14 protein-coding genes are annotated in these 16,523 nt (G+C 72.2%); 3 read left to right on the top strand and 11 right to left on the bottom strand.

Features of this window, described 5'->3' with window-relative positions; genetic code table 11:
* Positions 1-35: 35 nt before the first annotated feature.
* The 5 genes from AC3EN4_RS16650 to AC3EN4_RS16630 all read right to left on the bottom strand — a co-directional run bounded on the left by AC3EN4_RS16650 (position 36) and on the right by AC3EN4_RS16630 (position 7,933).
* On the bottom strand, positions 36-3,179 hold the full coding sequence (locus AC3EN4_RS16650) for a discoidin domain-containing protein (RefSeq protein ID WP_435206706.1): 3,144 nt from the start codon (positions 3,177-3,179) through the stop codon (positions 36-38).
* 83 nt (positions 3,180-3,262) lie between these two features.
* Positions 3,263-4,180: a cytochrome c biogenesis CcdA family protein gene (locus AC3EN4_RS16645; protein ID WP_435206705.1), complete on the bottom strand. Its 918-nt coding sequence runs from the start codon at positions 4,178-4,180 to the stop codon at positions 3,263-3,265.
* Complete coding sequence (locus AC3EN4_RS16640) at positions 4,177-4,794, bottom strand: TlpA family protein disulfide reductase (protein ID WP_435206704.1); 618 nt, start codon at positions 4,792-4,794, stop codon at positions 4,177-4,179. Before AC3EN4_RS16640 ends, AC3EN4_RS16645 begins: the two co-directional genes overlap by 4 nt.
* A gap of 41 nt (positions 4,795-4,835) precedes the next feature.
* On the bottom strand, positions 4,836-6,302 hold the full coding sequence (locus tag AC3EN4_RS16635; protein WP_422736318.1) for an NADH-ubiquinone oxidoreductase-F iron-sulfur binding region domain-containing protein: 1,467 nt from the start codon (positions 6,300-6,302) through the stop codon (positions 4,836-4,838).
* Positions 6,299-7,933 carry a ferric reductase-like transmembrane domain-containing protein gene (locus tag AC3EN4_RS16630; protein ID WP_435206703.1) on the bottom strand — a complete coding sequence of 545 codons (1,635 nt, stop codon included), beginning with the start codon at positions 7,931-7,933 and terminating at the stop codon, positions 6,299-6,301. Before AC3EN4_RS16630 ends, AC3EN4_RS16635 begins: the two co-directional genes overlap by 4 nt.
* A 265-nt stretch (positions 7,934-8,198) precedes the next feature.
* Between AC3EN4_RS16630 and AC3EN4_RS16625 the strand changes: the two genes are divergently transcribed.
* Both AC3EN4_RS16625 and AC3EN4_RS16620 read left to right on the top strand, forming a co-directional pair.
* Complete coding sequence (locus AC3EN4_RS16625) at positions 8,199-9,644, top strand: alpha-amylase (RefSeq protein WP_435206702.1); 1,446 nt, start codon at positions 8,199-8,201, stop codon at positions 9,642-9,644.
* Positions 9,645-9,720: 76 nt separating this feature from the next.
* Positions 9,721-10,632, top strand: a complete 912-nt coding sequence (locus AC3EN4_RS16620; protein ID WP_435206701.1) for a L,D-transpeptidase — start codon at positions 9,721-9,723, stop codon at positions 10,630-10,632.
* A 10-nt stretch (positions 10,633-10,642) separates the two neighbouring features.
* On the opposite strand, the gene AC3EN4_RS16615 is transcribed toward AC3EN4_RS16620, so the two are convergent.
* From AC3EN4_RS16615 to AC3EN4_RS16600, 4 genes are read right to left on the bottom strand one after another with little or no spacing between them, the layout of a single operon-like run.
* Positions 10,643-11,275, bottom strand: a complete 633-nt coding sequence (locus AC3EN4_RS16615; protein ID WP_435206700.1) for a response regulator transcription factor — start codon at positions 11,273-11,275, stop codon at positions 10,643-10,645.
* Positions 11,272-12,402 carry a sensor histidine kinase gene (locus AC3EN4_RS16610; RefSeq protein ID WP_435206699.1) on the bottom strand — a complete coding sequence of 377 codons (1,131 nt, stop codon included), beginning with the start codon at positions 12,400-12,402 and terminating at the stop codon, positions 11,272-11,274. The genes AC3EN4_RS16615 and AC3EN4_RS16610 overlap by 4 nt, the downstream gene beginning before the upstream one ends.
* A gap of 26 nt (positions 12,403-12,428) precedes the next feature.
* Positions 12,429-13,172 (bottom strand): ABC transporter permease, encoded by a 744-nt coding sequence (locus AC3EN4_RS16605; protein WP_435206698.1) that lies wholly within the window; start codon positions 13,170-13,172, stop codon positions 12,429-12,431.
* A gap of 2 nt (positions 13,173-13,174) precedes the next feature.
* Entirely contained in the window at positions 13,175-14,074 is a 900-nt protein-coding gene (locus tag AC3EN4_RS16600) for an ABC transporter ATP-binding protein (RefSeq protein ID WP_435206697.1), read from the bottom strand.
* Between the two features lie 275 nt (positions 14,075-14,349).
* On the opposite strand from AC3EN4_RS16600, the gene AC3EN4_RS16595 reads away from it, so the two are divergent.
* A complete protein-coding gene (locus tag AC3EN4_RS16595) occupies positions 14,350-15,204 on the top strand; it encodes an alpha/beta hydrolase (RefSeq protein WP_422736326.1) in 855 nt (284 codons plus the stop codon).
* A gap of 567 nt (positions 15,205-15,771) precedes the next feature.
* On the opposite strand, the gene AC3EN4_RS16590 is transcribed toward AC3EN4_RS16595, so the two are convergent.
* Both AC3EN4_RS16590 and AC3EN4_RS16585 read right to left on the bottom strand, forming a co-directional pair.
* A complete protein-coding gene (locus tag AC3EN4_RS16590) occupies positions 15,772-16,182 on the bottom strand; it encodes a type II toxin-antitoxin system VapC family toxin (protein WP_422736327.1) in 411 nt (136 codons plus the stop codon).
* Positions 16,179-16,460 (bottom strand): hypothetical protein, encoded by a 282-nt coding sequence (locus tag AC3EN4_RS16585; protein WP_422736328.1) that lies wholly within the window; start codon positions 16,458-16,460, stop codon positions 16,179-16,181. The genes AC3EN4_RS16590 and AC3EN4_RS16585 overlap by 4 nt, the downstream gene beginning before the upstream one ends.
* Positions 16,461-16,523 lie beyond the last annotated feature (63 nt).

Genomic DNA, 16,523 nt, shown 5'->3' with positions numbered 1-16,523 from the left:
CCCCCCCCCCCCCCCCCCGCCGTCCGTTCGGGCCTTCAGGCTCCGAACGCCTCCACGGAGGTCAGCCGGGCGTCACCGGGCTGCCAGTCGGCGACTGCGACCGCCAGGTACCGCGCGGAGGACGTCGTCGAGATGGTGGTCTCGGGTTTCGGCTTCGGGACCGAGGCGACCGTCAGGTAGCCGAGCCCGTCGACCGAGGTGGACACCGTGATCGGCCGGCGCCGGCCGGGTGTCCAGGTCAGGCGGACCGAGGCCAGTTCCTGCGGCGATCCGAGGTCGATCACCATTCGGCCGGTCGGGCCGGGTTGCCAGGCGGTCCCCGGGTCGCCGTCGACGGCGGCCGACGGGTCGGTCATGCCGGCCGGCAGCGGTGACGTCGGGTAGGTCGTCCGAGACCGGGCCAGATCGCTGGTCGGCGTCACCGTTCCACCCGCGAACGCGACGTCCTTGCGGTGTCCGGCGGGAACCGTCACACGCTGTCGGGCGCCGTCGACCGCTGACTCCAACTGCACCTTCACGATCTGCCCGGCGGGTGCGGTGATCCGGACCTGGTGCGAGTCGGTGACCTCGAACCGGGTACCGGCGGGAATCGCCTTCTCCGGCTGCGCCGCGGTCACGGTGAACCGGGGCGGCTCGACGCGTGCGGTGGCGGCGGCGAGGTCGACCTGGTAGGTCGTGGTCCCCGATCCGGTGACCTGGCTTCCGTGGTACAGCCGCAGCGCAGCGTCCTGCGACAGCGTCACGGCCGCCGTCGTGACGGGGTTGTCGGACAGGTTGAACAGGCTCAGGTATCCGTCCGCGTCACTCACCCGCAACGCCTCCGGACCACCGCCGGGCAGGGTGCGGGACGCCGCGGCGGCCAGGGCCGACCGGCTCGCGCCCGCGTACCCCTCGACGATCAGCCGAGCGCTGCCGGCGGCCGGTCCGCTGGACAGGGTGACGGTGGTGGCGGTCACGGTGATCGGATTCTGGGCGTTGTGGACCACCAGACCCGCTCGTCCGTCGATGTCCAGCCAGGAGCCCGCGATGTTCGGGCTGTCCGGCACCACCACCGCGTCGCTCCAGTCGATGCCGTCCAGAGAGGTCTGGACGACGTAGCGGGTGCCGTACGCGGCCTCCCAGTCCAGGCGTACGCCGCTGATGTCGATCGGCTCGCCGAGGTCGACGGCGAGCCAACTGTCCGCGCGAGCCCGTTCCTCCCGGGCGACCGCCCAGCGGGTGGCGGGGTTGCCGTCGGTGGCGCGCGCTGCCGGGTAGGCGGGGTCGGCGGACGACGCCGTGGTGGGCCGGCCGACGGCACGGTCGACCCCACCGGTGTCGAGCACGGCGAAAGCGAACAGCGAGTAGCCGTACTGGTTGGCGGCGGATCGGCCGAGCATCCGCACGTACCTGGCCGACCGGGGCGCGAAGCTGAGCTGGTCCGTTCCACCGTCGCCGACGCCCGACTGTCCGGCCAGGGTGACGGACCCCTGTTCGCCGGTGAAGGTACGGGTGCCGGTGAGCCCGGGTACGCCGGGCATGTCCAGGTTGAACAGGGTGAGCACGCCCTCGTCGGCACTGATGCCGGTGGTGGCGTACACCACCGTACCGGTGGGAAGCGTGACGTATCCGGCGGCGCCGCCGGCGACGCGGAGAACGGTCGCCGTGGCGTCGACGCCGTCCCGGGCCACGGTGTACGCGGCGGAGGTGCGGCCGAGGACCGGCGCGGACTGCCTCGGCAGCAGCGAGGCGGCCCGGGTGTCGAACAACCAGTTGTCGTGGGCGGGGGCCCACTGGAACGAGACGAATCCGGTCTTGCTGACCGCCGCGGCGAAGGCGGCCGGGGTCTGGTGGGCGGTCAGCCCGGCCTGCTCCCCGAAGTCCCGGGTGCCGGCGGCCGCCGCGAAGAACGTGGTGCTGGCGACCGGCTGGACCACGCCGCCGTTGGCCGCCCGCCAGGCGTGGAAGAGGTAACTGATGGCGACCTCGGCCCGGGCTTCGGGCTCGTACTTCGGCTCGCCGCTGAACTTGGTGAGCCGGTTCTCCGGCGGGTAGTTCAGGTACGGCATGAGCCGCTCGGCGAGGTCCGCCTCGGCGCGGGCGGCGTGCCGGTCACCCTGGACCTGCGCGAGGAAGGCGAGCGGTAGGACATCTCGGCCGTACAGGTGGTAGCGGTCCGCGACCATCGGCATGAAGGGTTCGCCGGCGTCGCTGGCCAGCAGCCGCATGGTCCGCCACAGCTGGTCGCCGTTGGGCTGCCGGGAGAGCGCCTCGGGGAGCGGTTGGCCGGCGGTCAGGAAGTGCGCCGCGGTACGACCCGCGGTGCGCCACAGTTCTTCCTGGTAGTGCGGGCCGAAGGAGCCGTGGTTCTCGACGAGGAACGTGTCGTGGATGTTGTGGGCGGTGTTCCAGTCCGCGATCGCCCGCCCGTCGACGACGGCGGGGTTGGCGCGGTCGGCTGCCGGTAGTCCGCTCGCGTTGAGCGTCCACATCGAGAACCGCTCGCGCCACGCCGCGGCGGCGGGGTCGTCCGGCGCCCAGGCCAGGCCGGGCGCGATCGCCTGGGCGTAGACCCCCATCTCCTCGAGCTTGGTGTCACCGCTGAAGCCACCGGTGCGGCCGTTCGGCGTCCAACTGCCACTGAGCGGGTCGTTACCGGTGCCGAGGGAGTGGGCGTACGCGGCCTGCCCGCGGGCGATGCGGTCGACGTTGGTGCGGGTCACCTCGTCCAGGTCGGACCAGAGCAGGCGGGCGGCCAGGACGAAGTACAGCTCGAAAGTGCTGTCCCAGAACAGCTGTCGGCCCCACTCGGTGCCGCCGGTGAGCCGGTTGGTGGCCGCGAACCGGCGGATGGTGGCGATGGTACGGGCGTGCAGCGTGTCCCGGTCGACGCCGGCTGCCGCCGCGTCGTACCCGGGCGAGATGAGCAGGACCGCGTTACCGAGGACGACCGCGAACCGGAAGTCCGCGAGGCGGTACGCGTTGATCGCCGGATCCCACTGCTCCTCGGCCCACCGGGTGTGGGCGAGCAGCAGCGCGTGGTAGGTGTCGGCAACCGGGCCGGTGGCCGTGGCCGGTGGCGTGGTGCCGGGTGACGCGGCGTGGGCGGCGGCGGGGCGGGCGATGGCGAGTCCAGCGCCGATGGCGCCGCCGAGGATGAGCAGCCGCCGCCTGCTCAGCTCGAATTCGGAGATGCGCATGGTGACCCTTCGGTGTGACAACGTTGTCAGAGAAGGCTCTGATGATCACTCCCAGATGTCAAGACCCACAAAGCCAGACCGACTCACCCCGTCGATCTTGCACTTTCTGTCGTCTCGATGCCCCGATCCGCGTCTTTTGCGGCGACAGAAAGTGCAAGATCGCGGGCAGGACGGCGGCGGGAGCGTGCGATGCGGGCTGCCAGGAGGAGCAGCGCTGCCAGGGTGGCCAGGAGCACCGTTGGGCCGGCCCGATCCACGGTGTTCGACAGGGCGTGCTGGATCTGCGCGGCCACCAGAATGACCGGGTCGTGCAGAGCATCTCGGCGGCCGGCGGCGAGCCGTAGCTCGTACCAGCCGTACCAGGCGACGTAGCCGCCGGCGAGCAGCAGGACCAGGCCACTGAGCCGGGGCACCAGCGCACCGGCGACGCGCAGCCGGGCCACCAGCGAATCGCGCAGCAGCGCCACCCCGACCGCGGCGACCGCGACCACCAGGCCCATCCCGAGGGCGTACGCGCCGAACAGCGCCAACCCGCGTCCGGTCGAGCCGGCCTGGAGGCTGGTCACCACGATGGCCAGGAACGGTGCGATGGCGCAGCCGAGTGAGGCCAGCGCGTACGCCGCGCCGAACAGCGCCATCGACGGCCAGGACCGGGTCAGCCGGGGCGCCCGCGCGGTCCAGCTCGGCGCGGGCAGCCGCCGGCCGGCGAGCAGCCAGCACCCGGCCACCACCAGCAGCAGCCCGAGCACCACCGTCAGCCAGGGCAACCGGGGCCGCAGCCAGCCGGCCAGCGGCGCGAGCGCCAGACCGAACGCGCCGAAGACCGCCACGTACCCCAGGGTGAGCCCGGCCGCCGCGGTGAGCGCGCGCCCGACCGCGCCGCGGGCGTCCGACGCCCCGGCGACCAGCAGGGAGAGGTACGCGGGCAGCAACGCGAAGCCGCACGGGTTGACCGCGCCGAGCATGCCGGCGGTCAGCGCGAGCAGCAGCGGGCCGGTCACGCCCCGGCCAGCGCGGTAACCCGGGCGGTGAGCGACTCACCGTCCAGGAAGCCCTGGTGGACGACCTTGCCGTCCCGGTCGATGATCACGAAGATGCTCTGTTCGGTCACCTTGAACCGCTTCCAGAGGGCGCCCTTGCGGTCGTCGATCTGGGGCATGTCGCCGAGGTCGAACTCGGTGACGAAGTTCTTCATGTCGCGCTGCTCGCCCAGTCCGGCGACGCCGACGATCGGCACGGTGTCCCGGTATTTCGGCGCGATCTCGGCCACCGTCCAGGCCTGGCTGGCGCAGGTGGCGCACCACGGTGCCCAGAACCAGAGCACCACCGGCCGCCCGGCCAGTCGCGTCGCGTCGAAGGCGCTGCCGGCGAGGGTCGTACCGGTGAAGCGCAGGGTGTCCGGGACCGGGGCCGGCGGGGTCGACGACGCGCCGGCCGAGGGGGTTGCCGAGGGGGCCGGGGCGCTGGTCGAGGTCGGCGCGGTCCCGGCGGCGGCAGCGTCGGGCGGCACCGTGCCGGTGCAGGCCGCCGTGGCGAGCAGGGTGGCGACGAGCGCCCCCACGATGGCGACCCGGGGCGGACACGCCGCCGCTGTCCGCCCGATCCGCTTGCGCATCCGCAGCTCCGTTCGGCAGGTGTGCTGGTCAGTGCCTTTCCCTACTCGGCCTTGGCGAGGCGCAGGGCGAGTTCCGGGCAGACCTTGACGGCCTTGAGGGCGCCCTCGCGCAGCCAGGTCGGCACCGGCGTGGCCGGGAAGGCGGGGTAGCCGTTGGCGTCGAGCCGGATGAAGTCCGGCACGACGTGCGCGCAGAGGCCGTGCCCGTCGCAGCGGGACCAGTCCAGGGTGAGCTTCTGCGGGTTGGGGTCGGGCGCGCCGGGCAACCCCATGACGCCCTTGACCCGCCGGCCGCAGCCGTCGCCGGTGCTGTGCAGCCGCAGGTCGTCGGCGAACACCTCGATCGCGGAGAGCGCGAAGCGGGCCGTACCGTCCGGGTGGCTGCACGCGCCCCGACCCTTGACCTCGCCGGCGGCGGCGCGTACGACGTCGGCCGGTTGGCTGCCGGCCACGGCCAGGTCGACCGCGCGGGCCAGGTCCGGCAGGCCCATCTTGCACGGGCCGCACTGGCCGGCGGACTCGCCGGCCAGGTAGCGCACCACCTGCGCGGCCTCACCGAGCGGGCAGGTGTCGACACCGACCGGGATGATGATGCCCGCGCCGAGGGTGCCGCCGACCGCGGCGAGACCCTTGCGGGAGACCTCGGCCTTCTCCGCCGCCTCGGCGGTGATCCACTTGCCGTGGTAGCCGCCCATCAGGATGCCCTGGACGTCCGGGACCTCGCACAGGTCGAGGACGTCGCGCAGCGGCATGCCGGCGGTGCACTCCACCACGGCCGGCCGGCCCGCCGCGCCGGTCACCGTGAGCAGCACGGTGCCCGGCTCGTCGTCGGTGCCGAGCGCCGCGTACTCGTACGGGCCGAGTCGCGCGCCGACCGCGAGCTGGGCGTACGTCTCGGCGTTGGACAGCAGGGTGGGCAGGCCGCTGACCCCGGAGTCGCTGGAGCGCTTCTTGGTGCCGGGCGGGATGTGCGGCAACCCGTTGATCCCGTTGACCAGGGCACCGCCCTCGCCGGAGATGAACCGGTGCGGCACGGTGACGATGGTGGTCGGCACCGGCATGCGCCGCTCGTCGAGGGCCTCCATCAGCGAGTCCCGGCCGACCCCGTCGTCCGCCACACCGATCACGATCTCGTCGGCGTCCAGCGCGTACGCCGCCAACGCCGCACCGTCGAGGATCAGGTGCGGTGCGCGGGTGAGCAGCACCTTGTCCTTCCAGCTCGCCGGCTCCCCCTCGGTGGCGTTGACCACCACCACGGCGGAGAGGTCCTGCCGCTCGCAGGACTCGAGCACGGCGCGCATCTTGCGGGCGAACGGAAAGCCCGCGCCGCCCTTGCCCTTGAGCTGCATGCCCTCGGCGAGCCGCAGCAACTGCGCCGGCTCCATCGGGCCGATCGGGCCGTGGACCTCCTCGTGCGCGGCCAGGTCGAGGCGTCCGAACTCGGCGAAGCCGGCGGTCAGCCGAGGCTCACCGACACAGGCCACCGGTGGGACGGTCGTCCGCATCACTTGGCCTCACCCCGCAATCCGGCCCAGTACGCCCCGTCCACGGCGTCCGCGCTGGCCTTGCGGCGCTTGGACCGGCCCTCGCCGGCGGCCCGCTTGGCGCGCCGTGACGCCAGGTCGACCAGGGTCGGGGTGTCGTCGACGGGCGGCACGTCCTCGGGGACGTACCGGGCCGGCGGGCGCCAGTAGTCCGGCTCCTCCGGCAGGTCGTCCTCGGCGCTGTGCCGGCCGCTGCCGCTGCGCGGGGCCGCCGAGATGGGACCGGCGGAGATCGGGCCGCTGGAGATCGGGCCGGCCGAGATCGGCTCCGCGGAGACCGGGCCGGCCGAGATCGGCTCGGCGGCCTGCCAACGACGCGGGCTGTCCCACGGCTCCTCGGGCTCGTCGGCGGCCCGCCGCGGCGGGGCCGAGTACCGGGTGCCCTCCTCCTCGGTGCGGGACCGGCGACCGCTCCGCTCGGCCACCGGCTCCTCGGCACGCCGCCGCCCGGTCTGGGTGGTCTCCTCGTCCCGGTCGCGGCTGCGCGAAGCGCGCCGCCGGGTCACCGGCGCCGTCTCCTCCTCGGCGCTGCGGCGGGCGGAGCGGCGGGTCGCCGTCGTCTCCATCTCTTCGCGGCGGTCCTGCCGGGCGGCGGGCTCCTCGTCCCGGCGACGCCGGCTGGGCCGGGTCGGCTCGACCAGCGAGCCGGGCTCGGGCACCACCGGAACGGTGAACCGTTCGGGGTCCCGCCGCCGGGGGCCGGTCGGCGCGGTCCAGGTGGCGGTGGTGGCCTCCGCCCAGGCCGGGCGCTTGTCCTCGCTCTTCTCGCGGCGGCGACCCAGCCCGGCCAGCAGCGCGCGCCCGCGACCCTCGTCGGTGCCCCGCCCGGCCAGCGCCGCGTTGCGCACGGCGGCCTGGTGCTGCTCGCGGCTGCGCCGGCCGATGGTGACCGAGAGCCGTACCAGCAGGGCCAACACGACCAGCAGGACGCAGGCGAGGTAGCTGAGGACCACCCAGGACGCCGCGGCCCGGCCGGCGTTCAGGCCGTGGAAGATCGCGAACGGCCAGGCGAGGTACGCGGCGGAGTGCAGCGTGCGCCACAGCCACTTCGGACCGACGCCGGCGAAGCGGGCCCGGATGATGCCGGTCCAGATCACGCTGACCATGAGCAGGGCGGCCACCGTGCCGAGGCCGACGTAGAGCCCTCGGCCGCCGATGAACGGGACGAGCGAGTCGGTCACCGCGGCTCGACCGGTGGCGATCTTGGTGAGCACGTGGAAGACCAGTCCGGCCGTACCCAGGACGCCGGTGGCCCGGTGCGCGGACTGCATCAGCACGCGGTGCGAGATGTTCAGCACCAGCCGGTCGGTGGCGAGCAGTCCCAGCATCACGGTGAGACTCAGCGACACCAGGGCGACCACGCCCGCGAAGAACTCGGTGAAGAAGAAGCCGTACGCGTACGCCATCTGACCGGCGCCGGTCAGCATGGTCGCCGCCCAGAACGCGGCGAGCATCGACGCGATCAGCAACGTCGTCGCCGAGCGGGACCGGGTCCGCACCCCGCGACTGCTGGTGCTGGTCCGGACCTCGGTGGCCTTCTGGTTCTGCTTTGCCCGGGCCATCTGCTCCTCGATCGTCTCGCGGCGGCGTACCACCGGCCGACCCCTGCTCCCCCATCCAGTACGGACCGGCGGGGCGTGCGGATCACCCGGGGACGGAAATTTCTGGCCCGGATCGAACCGACCCGCGTCGGGACGCGTGTAGCGGCCCCACCGGACAGTGATCAATGTCCATGCATTGACAGTCCTTGCAACACGCTTGTAACCTTTCGGCAAATTTCAGCATGGGTTGCAAGATTCGAGCAGCCCTGCGTTCCCCCGCCGCATCACCACCCCCACCCCGCTCCCGACAGGAGTCCCGATGCGCCACCGTCGACGCAGCTCGGCGATCCTCGCCCTCGGCCTGGTCGCCAGCCTGCTGGTCCCCCTCACCGCGACGGCACCCCCGGCCGTCGCCAGCCCGTCCGGCACGAAGAAGGTCATCGTCCAGCTCTTCGAGTGGAACTGGCCGTCGGTCGCCAGCGAGTGCCAGAGCACCCTCGGCCCCAAGGGTTACGGCTACGTGCAGGTCTCGCCCCCGCAGGAGCACGTGCGGGGCAACCAGTGGTACATGGCGTACCAGCCGGTCAGCTACCGGATCGAGTCCCGCAAGGGCACCCGGGCCCAGTTCCAGTCGATGGTGAACACCTGCCACGGGGCCGGCGTGAAGGTGATCGTCGACGCCGTCATCAACCACATGTCCGGCCAGGACAACGGCGGCACCGGCTGGGCCGGCTCGTCGTACTCGCACTACGACTACCCGGGCATCTACCAGACCCAGGACTTCCACCACTGTGGGCGCAACGGCGGCGACGACATCGCCAACTACAACGACCGGTACGAGGTGCAGAACTGCGAGCTGGTCAACCTCTCCGACCTGAAGACCGAGTCGGACTACGTCCGTACGAAGATCGCGTCGTACCTCAACGACCTGCTCTCGCTCGGCGTGGACGGCTTCCGGCTGGACGCCAGCAAGCACATGCCGGCCGCCGACATCGCCGCGATCAAGGGCAAGCTGTCCCGCTCGGCGTACCTCGTTCAGGAGGTCATCTACGGCGCCGGTGAGCCGGTCCAGCCGACCGAGTACACCGGTAACGGCGACGTGCACGAGTTCCGCTACGGCAAGGACCTGGCCCGGGTGTTGCGCTCCGAACGGCTCGCGTACCTGAAGAACTTCGGTGAGGGCTGGGGTCACCTGCCCAGCGGGTCGGCCTCGGTGTTCGTGGACAACCACGACACCCAGCGCGACTCCAGCGGCGTGCTGACCTACCGCGACCGGGGCATCTACGCCCTCGCCAATGCGTTCATGCTGGCCTGGCCGTACGGGTCGCCGACGGTCATGTCCAGCTACACCTTCAGCGACCGCGACGCCGGCCCACCCTCGGACAGCGGCAACAAGACCCTCAACACCACCTGCTACTCGGGCTGGGAGTGCGAGCACCGCTGGCCGGTGATCGCCAACATGGTCGGCTTCCGCAACGCCACCGAGGGCGCCGGTGTGGCCAACTGGTACGACAACGGCAACAACCACATCGCGTTCAGCCGCAGCGGCAAGGGCTACCTCACCGTCAACGACGAGGACTCGGCGATCAACGGCCGCTCGTACTACACCGGACTGCCTGCCGGCCGGTACTGCGACGTCATCCACGGCACGTACGCGAACGGATCGTGCAGCGGTCCGGTGATCACCGTGGACGGTAGCGGCTGGTTCGCCGCGAACGTGCCGGCGCACGACGCGGTCGCCATCCACATCGGCGCGCGGGTCTGACCGACCCCGGGGCCTCCGGACGGCGGGTATCGCCGAACCGGGGGCCCCGGGCCGTCCACCGCCATAGACTAGTTTCGTGCAGTTTGACCGAATGTCCCCGTATCGTCGTCGCGCCGGCTGGATCGCCGGCGCGATCGCCGTACCCGTGCTGCTGGTCGCCGCGCTGCTGGTCGGCCAGGCTCTCACCCCACGCTCGACGGCCCCCGACGAGCAGAACGTGGTGGTCGCCGACCCGACGCCGAGCAGCGTCGACCAGAGCCCGGAGGAGTCTGTCCCGCCGGCCGCGCCCGCCCCGGACGGGCTGCCGGTGCTCGACTACGACCCCGCCCCCAAGGGCTTCCCCGCCGACCCGGCCACGATGGACACCACACCCTTGACCGAGGGTGTGCACCCGACCCGGCGGATCGCCGCGTACGACGCCCCCGGCGGTCGTCCGCTGGCGTTCGTCGAACCGACGCTCGCCGGTGTCGAGCTGACCGTGCCGATCGCCCAGCGGCGGGCCGGCTGGACGGCCGTCCTGCTGCCGTCGGCGAACCGGAAGCTCGCCTGGCTGCCCCCGGGTGGCTTCGACACCGTGCCGCTGCGCGACCAGATCGTGGTCGAGCGCACGGTGCACCGCCTCACCTGGTACCGGGCCGGCAAGGCGGTGCGCTCGTGGGAGACCAGCCTCGGCCAGTCGGGGCAGGAGACCCCGCTCGGGCGCACCTTCATCCTGGGCCGCACCCCGCCACCCGAGGAGGTCTACGGCGGGGTGGACATCTACGCCCTCGGCTCGGTGCCGGACGACCCGGAGGCGGTGCCGACCGGGCTCAAGGGCGCGCACATCGGCCTGCACACCTGGCACAACGACGACGACCTGGGCGAGAACACCACCAACGGCTGCATCCGGGTGACCCGCAGCGGTCAGCGGGAACTGCTCGCCGAGGTCCGGCCCGGCAGCAGCCTGGTGGTCGTCGACAAGCTCCCCACGCCACCACCGACCGCCTGAGCCGGGCCGCTCACTCGCCCAGCAGCCAACCGTTCTGCTCGGCGATGCGCACGGCCGCGGCCCGGTTGCGCGCGCCGGTCTTGCCGATCGCCGCCGACAGGTGGTTACGCACCGTCCCCTCGGACAGGTGCAGCGCCTTCGCCAACTCGGCGACCGCGCCGCCGCCCCGGGCCGCCCGCAGCACCTCGGTCTCCCGCTCGGTCAACGGGCTCGCCCCGGTGGCCAGCGTCTCCGCGGCCAGCGTCGGGTCCACCACCCGCAGGCCGGCGTGCACCCGGCGGACGGCGTCGGCGAGCTGCCGGGCCGGGGTGTCCTTGACCACGAACCCGTTCGCACCGGCCTCCATGGCGCGACGCAGGTAACCGGGCCGACCGAACGTGGTCACCACCAGCACCCGGCAGGACGGCAGCGCGGCCCGCAGCGCGGCGGTGGCGGCGATGCCGTCCAGGCCGGGCATCTCGACGTCCAGCAGGGCCACGTCGGGCGTGTGCCGCAGGGCCTCGGGCACCACTTCGTCACCCCGGCCGACCTCGGCCACGACGCTCAGGTCCGGCTCCAGCGACAACAGCGCGGCCAGCGCGCCCCGCACCAGCGCCTGGTCGTCGGCGAGCAGCAGCCGGATCGACGGCGACGCGCCGCTCACCGGGCCTGCCCCGGGGCGTGCACCCGCAGCAGGAAGCCGGTGCCGTCGCCGCGCCGACCCACGGTCACCACGGCGTCCAACCGGCGGGCCCGCTCCCGCAGGCCGACCAGCCCGTACCCGGCGGCGTCCGGGGTGGACGGTCCCCGACCGTCGTCGCCGACCTCCACCCCGTCCGGGCTCACCCGGATCGTGCAGCACCGCGCTCCGCTGTGCCGGACCACGTTCGTCACCCCTTCGCGCACCGTCCACCCGAACAACCGGTCCCACTCGCGCGGTAGCTCCGGCGTCTCGGCCGGCACCTCGGCCGCGATGCCCGCGGCGGCGAGCGCGGACCGCGCGCCGGCCAGCTCACCGGCGAGGGTGACCTCCCGGTACGCCCCGACGGTCTGCCGCACGTCCGCGAGGGCCGACCGCGCCAGTCGCTCCACCTCGGCGATCTCGGCGGCGGCCCGGGCGGGGTCGACCTCGACGAGCCGCCCGGCCAGCTCCGCCTTGATCGCCACCACGGTCAGCGAGTGCCCGAGGATGTCGTGCAGGTCGCGCGCGGCGCGGGCCCGTTCCTCGGCGACCGCGAGCCGGCCGATCTCCTGCTGGGCGGCCTGGAGCTCGCTGTTGCGCTGGGCCAGCCGCGAGACGCCGAACATGGCGAACGAGGCGAGCAGCACCGCGAAGACGATCCCGTTCTCCGCCTCCCAGCCGGTCACCAGCCAGGACGCCAGCGCCGGCGTTACCGCGCAGAGCGCCACGGTGGCCGCCGCCTCCAACGCCGGCAGCAGGAACACCCCGGCCGCCGCCACGTAGACCAGCGTGGCCAGCCAGTCTCCGTCGGTGCCCGGAATGCTGGCCACGCCCACCGCGAGCAACAGCAGCAGGCCCAGCCGCGCCCGACCCGCCGGGATCGGCAGCAGCGACTGGCGCAACCGGCGGGCCCACTGGAACAGCAGCACATAACCCAGGCCGAAGACGACCAGGGCGGTCACCCCGACGACCCGCCGCCACGGCTCCGGCTGGTGCAGCGCGGTGGCGAGCGGCACGTTAAGGAAGAACAGCCACACGGCGGCCAGCAACCAGCCGATGTACCGCCAGTGGCGGGTCATCGGCCGGGGCTGCCCCGTCGGGAGGTCCATCGTGTCCACGCTAGCGGTCGGGACGCTCAGACCCGCGCGGTGTCCCGGCGGAACAGCCGGGTCGCGCCGACGGCGAAGGCCAGGGTCCAGACGACGACGTTCGCCACCGCGGCCATGCTCACGCCGTCGCCGGTCAGCGGGGCGCGGGCCAGCTCACCCATGCCGTACACCGGGGTGAAGGTCGCTACCTGCTGGAGCACGTGCGGCAACACCTCAACCGGCACGAACAGCCCGCCGAACATGGCCAGCACCGCCAGGATCGGCCCGATGAACTGCATGACGTTCTCGGCCGGCACGAGGTAGCCGATGAACAGACCGAACGCGGCGAACACCAGCGAGCCGATCCAGGCGGCCAGCCCGGCCAGCAGCCAGACGTCCAGCGGGAGGCGGACGCCGGCCACGGCGCCCACCAGGAACTCCACGACGACCGCGAGCAGGCCGAGGGTCATCGCGGTGGCGACCTTCATCGCCACGTACGCGCTCGGGCGCAGCGGGGTGAGCCGTAGCTGCCGGCTCCACCCCAACGCCCGCTCGGTGGCGACCGCGCCGCCCGCGCTGGTCGTCGCCACCATCGCCGCGTACACGGCGAGGCTGATCATGATGTACGCCGTCACGGGCCGGCCGTTGTCCAGCGTCTGCCCGCGCTGCGGCAGACCGAAGATGAGGAAGAAGACACCCGGCATGATCAGCGTGAAGGCGAGGGTACGACGGTTGCGCAGCACCCGGCGCAACTCGATGCCGAGGACGGCCGGGGCGGGCAGGGTGGTCATCGTCAGGCTCCGATCGGCTCGCTGGTCAGGGCGAGGAAGGCGTCCTCGAGGTTGCGGGAGGTGATCTCGACGTCCCGGGCGGCGGTCCGGGTGAGCAGGTGCCGGGCGATCGCGTCCGAGTCACGGGTACGCACCAGCACGCTGTCACCGCGTACCTCCACGGCGTCGACCTCCGGCAGCGCGGCCAGCGCGGCCTGGTCCGCGCCGGGCAGGGTGGCCCGCACCGTACGACCGGCGGCCAGGTTCTTGATCTCGGCGGTGGTGCCGTCGGCGACCACGCGTCCCCGGCGGACCAGCACGATCCGATCGGCGTAGGCGTCCGCCTCGTCGAGGTAGTGGGTGGCGAAGATGACGGTCCGGCCGTCGCGGGCGTCGCGGCGCAGGGCCTGCCAGAAGTCCCGCCGGCCCTCGACGTCCATGCCGGTGGTCGGCTCGTCGAGGACCATCAGGTCCGGGTCCGGCAGCAACGCCAGCGCGAAACGCAGCCGCTGTTGCTGACCGCCCGAGCATCGCCCGACGATCCGGTCGGCGATGTCGGCGATCCCGGCGCGCTCCAGCACCTCGGCGGTCGGGCGGGTACGCCGGTAGAAGTGCGCGGTCATCCGCACCGTCTCACCCACGGTCAGGTCCTTGAGCAACCCACCGGTCTGGAGTACGGCGGCGACCCGTCCCCGGGCCACCGCGTCGTCGGCCGTGCCGCCGAGAACGCGCACCGTGCCCGCGTCCGGCCGGGCGAGGCCGAGCAACATGTCGATCGTGGTGGTCTTGCCCGCCCCGTTGGGGCCGAGGAACGCCACCACCTCGCCGGGCTGCACCCGCAGGCTCAGTCCGTCGACCGCGGTGACCGTACCGAAGGTCTTGGTGAGGCCGCTCAGTTCGACGGCCGGCTGCGTACTGGTCATGGAATGAATGCTGGGGTGTCGCGGACCGCAAGTCCTGAAGCGGCCGTCACGTTCCGGCCGTGACATTTGTCAGGGCACGGACGGCACGGCTCCGAGCCCGGCGGGCACGCAGCGTGACGGGCCGGCGGGCGAGGACCGCGACGAGCGTGATGCCACCCAGTCATCAAGATGCCCCTGAGGCATCACGCCCACCGGCACATCCGACCCCGACCAGGCATTCCGAGAGCGGCAGCGGGTAAGCGCGCCGCCGGACGCCGCGACACCGGGAGGACGCGATGGGTGCCACGCCGCAGGGCCAGGTCGACACGGTCGTGCTGATCCACGGGCTCTGGATGACCCCACGGAGCTGGGAGGGGTGGGCCGATCGCTTCACCGAGCGCGGCATGCACGTCATCGCTCCCGCCTGGCCCGGCATGGACCGCTCGGTGGAGCAGTTGCGCGACGATCCCAGCCCGATCGCCGAGCAGAGCATGGCCACGATCGTCGCCCACTACGACCGGATCATCCGGGCGCTCCCCCGTCCACCGATCATCATGGGCCACTCGTTCGGTGGGCTCTTCGCGCAGGTCCTCGCCGACCGGGGCCTCGGCGCTGCGGTGGTGGGTGTGCACCCGGCGGCGATCAAGGGCGTGCTCAAGGTGCCGTTGAGCCAGTTGCGCTCCGGCTTCCCGATCCTGCGCAGCCCGGCCAACCGTGGCAAGGCCGTCCCGTTCACCCCGGACGACTTCGCCTACACCTTCGGCAACACGCTGAGCCGCGAGGAGTCCGACCGGGCCTGGCAGCGGTACGCGGTCCCCGGAGCGGGCCGGGTCTTCTTCGAGGGCGCGTTCGCCAACGTCGACCCGCGCTCACCCGCCCGCGTCGACACCGGGCGCATCGACCGGGCGCCGCTGCTGCTGATGGCCGGCGGGCAGGACCACGTGGTGCCGGCGTCGGTGGTCCGCGCCAACGCGGGGCTCTACCAGAAGTCCCGCGCACTGACCGCGTACGAGGAGTTTCCCGACCGGTCGCACTTCACGGTCGGGGCACCCGGCTGGGAGAAGATCGCCGACTACGCGCTGGACTGGGCGATGCGAGCGGCGGCACTGCCCCGCGAGGCGACAATCGCCAGCGAGACCCCCCGCCGTTGAGGCGTCAGAGCCGCAGCACGGCGACCGCGCCGGTGAATACGGCCCTGCAGTAGCGGATCACCGATGCCATGGCAACAGCTCGGCTACGGCCTTGATGATGTTGGGCCGATCCTTCGGATCACTGCCGCGTAGGGCAAGATAAACGATGAGAACCAACCCTGCTACCAGCACAATAAGTGCAGCAGCTACGGCCGTCGGCCCTGCCTTAAAGAGTGGCTCAAGACTGGCGATCCACACTTCCCAACCCCTCCTCCCTTATCGGGCGAGGTTGCGTCAACCCAGCCCGGCCAGTGTTTCAACACTGGTCTGGCTGAGTCCGCGTTCCGGCGATCGTGGATCTCAGCACCAAGACGGCCGTCTCGGCTCTTGCTGCTGGTGCAATCTATCACTGGGTAAGGCTTTAACTAGGCAACCCTGCCGCCGGAGCACAGAGTGCCGAATATATTCTCGTAGCCAACCTTTGCGCTATTTACTCATTTGAAGCAGGCTGACACAAGGGACTTTCCTGCCCTTGCGGAAGTTCGTCCGTGGGACACCATACTCGATGACCAACCGAACGCTGGGAATTCAGCTCCAGTCGAGCGAGATGTCGAGGATTTCCAGGTCCGGCGGTGCCGCTGGCGCGACCCGCTTGGGCTCACGCGTGACCAGGTAGCAGCGGTACAGCACAGCAGTCGCCACGGCGTGCGCGACGTCCAACGGCACGGCGAACCGTGCCGCGATCCGGGCCACGCGGCGACTGGTCGGCGCGTCGTACACCGCGACCTTGATCTCCCGTTCCTCGCTCAGGAGCAGGTCGAGGAGGTGAGCGGCGGGCGTGCCGGCCACCTCGAGCTGCGCCTGTCCCAGGCAGAGAGCCGGGATCCACACCTCCTGCGCCGGGTCCTCCTCGGCGAGGGTCAGGATCGCCCCCGGTTCGACGCTGGTGCCGGAGGCGTACGCGAGCAGGGCGGACGTGTCCAGGACCAGGCCATTCACGCGGCGGCCGATCCGTCCTGGTCGAACTGACGGAGCCACTCGGCGTTGCGCGCGTGCTGCTCGTCGGAGATCGGCGTCAGGGTAGCGAGGTGAGACCGGGTCCGCTCGACGTCCTCGTCGGTGACCACGTAGCCGAGCCGCGCCCACCGGGCCCGGAGGACGTCGGCGCGCATCTTGCGGCGCAAGATCCCGGCGATGAAGCCCGAGGTGTTGCCTTGCGTACGCTCCACGTACGCGGCCACGTCGTCGGGCAGGCTGATGGTGATCCGGCGAGTCATACTCTGACTCTATCCGTTGCTTACTTCGACCGACGACCTCGGGACGGCGTGTCGCATGGCTCG

The organism is Micromonospora sp. bgisy143 (assembly GCF_057708145.1).
The sequence above is the reverse complement of the archived record's forward strand: the minus strand, read 5'-3'. Positions and strand labels throughout refer to the sequence as shown.